Consider the following 5918-nt stretch of genomic DNA (forward strand, 5'->3'; position numbering starts at 1 on the left):
GCCGTCAGGCGGGCTTTTTGTTGCCGTGAAGCCGGGAAGCGAGACTCAGCGCTTGAGTTTCGCGAACGCGGCGGCCATCGCGCCGGCCGGTTCCGGTTCGCGCGAGCGGGGCACTCGCGCCTGGCCACGGCCGGCGCTGCCGCGATCCTGCTGGCCGCCGCGCGCCGATGCGCCCGGGCCGGCTTCGTCGTCGAGACGCATCGTCAGCGAAATGCGCTGACGCTTGACGTCGACGTCGAGCACCTTGACCTTGACCACCTGGCCGGCCTTCACGACTTCGTGCGGATCCTTGATGAACTTGGTCGACATCGCGGACACGTGCACGAGGCCGTCCTGGTGAACGCCGATGTCGACGAACGCGCCGAACGCGGCGACGTTCGTCACGACGCCCTCGAGGAGCATGCCCGGTGCCAGGTCCGACACCTTCTCGACGCCTTCGCGGAACGTCGCCGTCTTGAATTCCGGACGCGGGTCGCGGCCCGGCTTTTCCAGTTCCGACAGGATGTCGCGCACGGTCGGCAGACCGAAACGCTCGTCGACGAATTCGGTCGGCGACAGCCCCGCGAGCGCGTCGCGGCTGCCGAGCACGTCGTCGATGCGCTTGCTGATCTTCGCGAGGATCCGTTCGACGACCGGATAGGCTTCAGGGTGCACCGACGAGCGGTCGAGCGGATTCTCGCCGCCGTTGATGCGCAGGAAGCCGGCTGCCTGTTCGTAGGTCTTGTCGCCGAGGCGCGGCACCTTGCGCAGGTGGTCGCGCGACGGGAACGGGCCGTTCGCGTCGCGGTAGTCGACGATGTTGCGCGCGAGCGTCGCGTTCAGGCCCGACACGCGCGCAAGCAGCGCAGCCGACGCGGTGTTCGCGTCGACGCCGACCGCGTTCACGCAATCCTCGACGACCGCGTCGAGCGAGCGCGCGAGCTCGCGCTGGTTGACGTCGTGCTGGTACTGGCCGACGCCGATCGCCTTCGGCTCGATCTTGACGAGTTCCGCGAGCGGGTCCTGCAGGCGGCGCGCGATCGACACGGCGCCGCGCAGCGACACGTCGAGTTCGGGGAATTCCTTCGCCGCGAGTTCGGATGCCGAGTAAACGGACGCACCGGCTTCCGACACGACGATCTTCTGCAGGCGCAGTTCGGGGTGCTTGGCAATCAGCTCGCTCGCGAGCTTGTCGGTTTCGCGCGACGCGGTGCCGTTGCCGATGCTGATCAGTTCCGCCTGGGTCTGCGCGGCGATGCGCGCGAGCTTCGCGATCGAGCCGTCCCAGTCGCGGCGCGGCTCGTGCGGGTAGATCGTATCGGTCGCGAGCACCTTGCCGGTGCGGTCGACGACCGCGACCTTCACGCCGGTGCGCAGGCCGGGGTCGAGACCGATCACGGCCTTCGGGCCGGCCGGCGCCGCGAGCAGCAGGTCCTTCAGGTTGCGCGCGAACACGCGGATCGCCTCGGTTTCGGCGGTCTCGCGCAGCTGCGTCAGCAGTTCGTTCTCGATGTGCGGCTGTACCTTCACGCGCCAGCACCAGCGGCACACGTCGGACAGCCACTTGTCGGCCGGCCGGTTCTGGTTCGCGATCCCGAAATGGCGCGCGATCATTGCTTCGCCCGGATGCGGCACCTGCGCGTCGAGCTCTTCACCGAGGCCGAGCTTGACCGTCAGCACACCTGCGTTGCGGCCGCGGAACAGCGCGAGCGCGCGGTGCGACGGCACGGTCTTGATCGTTTCCGCGTAGTCGTAATAGTCGCGGAATTTCTCGCCTTCTTCGTTCTCCTTGCCTTCGACGACGGCCGACGACACGACGCCCTGGTTGTGCAGGTAGTCGCGCAGCTTGCCGAGCAGCTCGGCCGTCTCGCCGAATTGCTCGGACAAAATGTCGCGGGCGCCGTCGAGCGCGGCCTTCACGTCGGCAACGCCCTTGTCGGCGTCGACATAAGCGGCCGCCTCGGTCTGCGGATCGAGCAGCGGATTGCCGAGCAGCGCGTGCGCGAGCGGCTCGAGGCCGGCTTCGCGGGCGATCTGCGCGCGCGTGCGGCGCTTCGGCTTGTACGGCAGATAAAGGTCTTCGAGCACCTGTTTGCTGTCGGCCGCGTCGATTGCGGTGCGCAGCTCGTCGGTCAGCTTGCCTTGCTCGTCGATGCTCGCGAGGATCGACGCGCGGCGCTCTTCGAGCTCGCGCAGGTACAGCAGGCGTTCTTCGAGCTGGCGCAGCTGCGTGTCGTCCAGGTTGCCGGTCACTTCCTTGCGGTACCGGGCGATGAACGGAACGGTCGCGCCTTCGTCGAGGAGTTGCACTGCCGCCGCGACCTGGCGCGGCTGGACGGTCAGTTCGGTGGCGATGCGCTGTACGATCTTGAGTGCTACGGTTTCCGTCATGTCGTGGATGATCTGCCTGCTGAAATCGCGGCGCGGGCCTGCGGGGCCCGCCGAACCTGACACCGCGGGTGAGTGAAGCGGGGCATTTTGCCATAAATGGCGGAGCGTCCATCCGCGGGGTGATAGAATTTGACGCATGTCCCGCAGCTTTCCTACGACGTTGCCAACCTCCCGTTTTCCTCTCGTCGCGCTCGGCGCAGCGCTCGCCGCCGCTTTGACCTTCGGGCCGGCCGGCGCGCACGCGCAGGCGTCGGCTGCCGCCGCGTCAGCGCCCGTTGCCAACGGCACCGCCCCCGACTTCGATGCCCGTCAAAAAGTGCTCAATCAACGCACGGCCGAAAACGATTATCGTTATGCGGTGGCGGAGCACGATTGCTACAGCAAGTTCTTCGTCAACTACTGCCTCGACAAGGCGCGCGACAAGATGCGCGAGGAGCGCGCGAGCGTCCGGCAGGAGCAGCTTGCGCTCGACGACGAGGAGCGCGCGGTGCGGGCGCAGCAGCGCGATCAGCAAATCGCGCTGAAACAGGCGCAAAATGCAGCGGAAGCACCGCAGCGCGCGGCGAACGAGGCGGCGAACGCGGCCGCCTATCGCGACAAGCAGCAGCAAAGCGCGCTGAAGCAGGCGCAGCGCGGCGCAGAAGGCCCGCAGCGCGATGCGAACCGGCAGGCTTACGACCAGAAGCAGGCCGATTTCCAGCGCAAGCTCGACGACGCGCACCAGCAGGCCGCGCAGAAGGCGCAGGAGCGGGCCGACAACGCGGCGCGCTACGACCGGAAGCAGAAGGAAGCCTTGCAGCACAAGGCCGATGTGGAGCAGCGGCAGAAGGATGCGGCCGAGAAGGCCAAGCAGCAACAGCAGCAGGGGCAGTAACGTGTTGGAACGTTGATCCGGACAGCAGTCCCGAGCGCGCCGGCGCGCAAACCGGTGCGCTGCTTCGATGAGGAGGCGCAAATGCAGAACCGTCAAGTGGAACAGCAGCAGGAATTGCACAACCGTTTGGCTTCACTGGAAGAGCACCACGCGCAGCTTGCTCGGGAGATCGAGCTGAAGGAAGGGCGGTCCGACATCGACGACATCACGCTGCATCGGCTGAAGAAGGAAAAGCTGCTGGCCAAAGACAAAATCATCATGCTGCAATCGCAGCTGGAACCGGATAAGCGCGCCTGAGCGCGGCCTGGCAAGCGCCGGCGCCGCCACGGGCGCTGGACACAGGAACGCTTGCCTTGAATTCACCGCTTGAAGCCACCCCCGATGCCCGGCGAGACAGCTCGTCCGCCGGGCGCGTTCGTGCGCCCGAAGCTGCCTTCGAGCTGAGCCGCAAGCGTGTCGACGAGCTCGACACGATCTTCGGCGACGGCGGGCTGTTCGCGCGCGCGCTCGACGGCTACCGGCCCCGCGCGTCGCAGATCGAGATGGCGCGCGCGGTCGCGGCCGCGATGGAGGCGTCCGCGCGCCGGATGCCCGAACCCGAGATTTTCGAGACGCGCAAGCGTCCGGCACGCCGTCTGCAGAACGATGCGGAGAAGGCGGGCGAGCCCGGCGCGGATCGCGCGGCCGACGCGGACGCCGACAGCGCTGCCGACGACGCCGGCGACAATACGCTGATCGTCGAGGCCGGCACGGGCACCGGCAAGACCTATGCGTATCTCGTGCCCGCGATGCTGTGGGGCGGCAAGGTCATCGTGTCGACGGGGACCAAGCACCTGCAGGACCAGCTGTTCCAGCGCGACATCCCGACCGTGCGCGACGCGCTCGCGGTGCCGGTGACGGTCGCGATGCTCAAGGGGCGCGCGAACTATCTGTGCCACTACTACCTGCAGCGCACCGCCGACAACGGGCGGCTGCCGTCGCGTCAGGACACGGCCTACCTGCAGGAGATCGTCCGCTTCGCGAAGATCACGAAGAGCGGCGACAAGGCCGAACTGGCGAGCGTGCCGGAGACGGCGCCCGTGTGGTCGATGGTCACGTCGACCCGCGACAACTGCCTCGGCCAGGAGTGTCCGCACTACAAGGATTGCTTCGTGATGCAGGCGCGGCGCGAGGCCCAGCAGGCCGACGTCGTCGTCGTCAATCACCACCTGTTCTTCGCGGACATCATGCTGCGCGACACCGGCATGGCCGAGCTGCTGCCGAACGCGAACACGATCATCTTCGACGAAGCGCACCAGCTGCCCGAGACGGCGACGCTGTTCTTCGGCGAGACGCTGTCGACCACGCAGATCCTCGAGCTCGCGCGCGACACGGTCGCGGAAGGCCTGAGCCACGCGCGCGATGCGGTCGAGTGGGTGAAGCTCGGCGGTGCGCTCGAGCGTGCGGCGCGCGACGTGCGGCTCGCGTTCGCGGACGACACGATCGTGCGCATGTCGCTCGCGCAGCTCGGCGACGACCACCCGCTGTTCGGCGCGCTCGACGGGCTCGAGGCCGCGCTCGAAGCATTGGCGTCGGCGCTCGCGAGCCAGGCCGAACGGGCGGAGTCGCTCGGTGCGTGCCTGCGGCGCGCGCGCGAGCTGCAGGACATGCTCGCCGGCTGGGTCGCACCGGGTGCCGCACAGGAGGCTGCGCAGACCGCAACGGACGGTGCGTCGGGCGCAGCTGACGACCCGAACGAGAAAGTGCGCTGGGTCGAGGTGTTCTCGCATACGGTCCAGCTGCACGAAACGCCGCTGTCCGTCGCGCCGATCTTCGCGAAGCAGCGCGCGGGCGTGCCGCGCGCATGGGTCTTCACGTCGGCGACGCTGTCGGTGCGGGGCGATTTCACGCACTATGCGGCGCAAATGGGGCTCAGTTCGCGCCGGTCGATGACGCTCGCGAGCCCGTTCGACTATCAGACGCAGGGGCTGCTGTACGTGCCGCGCAACCTGCCGCAGCCGTCGTCGCCGGCGTTCACGGACGCCGTGTTCGACGCCGCGCTGCCGGCGATCGAGGCGTCGGGCGGCGGCGTGTTCATGCTGTGCACGACGTTGCGCGCGGTCGACCGGATCGCCGCGAAGCTGCGCGACGTGATCGAGTCGCGCGGCTGGAATACGCCGCTCCTCGTGCAAGGCGATGCGAGCCGCACCGAGCTGCTCGACCGCTTCCGCGCGTACGGCAACGCGATCCTCGTCGGCAGCCAGAGCTTCTGGGAAGGCGTCGACGTGCGCGGCGACGCGCTGTCGCTCGTCGTGATCGACAAGCTGCCGTTCGCGCCGCCCGACGATCCGGTGCTCGCCGCGCGGCTCGAAGCGCTCACGAAGAAAGGGCTGAGCCCGTTCGCCGTGCATCAGCTGCCGCAGGCCGTGATTACGCTGAAGCAGGGCGCAGGCCGGCTGATTCGCGCGGAGACCGACCGCGGCGTGCTGATGATCTGCGACACGCGTCTCGTCGACAAGCCTTACGGGCGGCGGATCTGGCAGAGCCTGCCGCCGTTCAAGCGCACCCGCGAGATCGAGGTCGTCGAGGAGTTCTTCGCCGAGCACCGGGCTGCAAAGCGGGTGTAGCCGGACGGGCTACCGGTTGGCGCGATGCCGTGCGGCGGCGCCGATAAAAAAACCGGCCTGATGGGCCG

At 68.2% G+C, this 5918-nt stretch carries 4 protein-coding genes; 3 read left to right on the top strand and 1 reads right to left on the bottom strand.

Translation table 11 applies throughout. From position 1 onward, the window contains the following. Positions 1 to 45: 45 nt before the first annotated feature. On the bottom strand, positions 46 to 2370 hold the full coding sequence (locus ACV229_RS40310) for a Tex family protein (RefSeq protein ID WP_448088617.1): 2325 nt from the start codon (positions 2368 to 2370) through the stop codon (positions 46 to 48). A 136-nt stretch (positions 2371 to 2506) separates the two neighbouring features. On the opposite strand from ACV229_RS40310, the gene ACV229_RS40315 reads away from it, so the two are divergent. The 3 genes from ACV229_RS40315 to ACV229_RS40325 all read left to right on the top strand — a co-directional run bounded on the left by ACV229_RS40315 (position 2507) and on the right by ACV229_RS40325 (position 5850). Continuing rightward, the gene (locus ACV229_RS40315; protein ID WP_448088618.1) at positions 2507 to 3244 is read left to right on the top strand and encodes a hypothetical protein; all 738 of its coding nucleotides are present in this window, start codon (positions 2507 to 2509) and stop codon (positions 3242 to 3244) included. An 81-nt stretch (positions 3245 to 3325) separates the two neighbouring features. Then, complete coding sequence (locus tag ACV229_RS40320) at positions 3326 to 3541, top strand: DUF465 domain-containing protein (protein WP_448088619.1); 216 nt, start codon at positions 3326 to 3328, stop codon at positions 3539 to 3541. A gap of 56 nt (positions 3542 to 3597) precedes the next feature. Then, positions 3598 to 5850, top strand: coding sequence for an ATP-dependent DNA helicase (locus ACV229_RS40325; RefSeq protein WP_448088620.1), 2253 nt, complete (start codon positions 3598 to 3600; stop codon positions 5848 to 5850). Positions 5851 to 5918: the final 68 nt, after the last annotated feature.

Source organism: Burkholderia sp. MR1-5-21, assembly GCF_053427715.1.

What these genes read in the sequence shown, in the direction of transcription:
- ACV229_RS40315 (WP_448088618.1), top strand. Translation starts at nt 2,507, where the DNA reads ATGTCCCGCAGCTTTCCTACGACGTTGCCAACCTCCCGTTTTCCTCTC.
- ACV229_RS40310 (WP_448088617.1), bottom strand. Translation starts at nt 2,370, where the DNA reads ATGACGGAAACCGTAGCACTCAAGATCGTACAGCGCATCGCCACCGAA.
- ACV229_RS40320 (WP_448088619.1), top strand. Translation starts at nt 3,326, where the DNA reads ATGCAGAACCGTCAAGTGGAACAGCAGCAGGAATTGCACAACCGTTTG.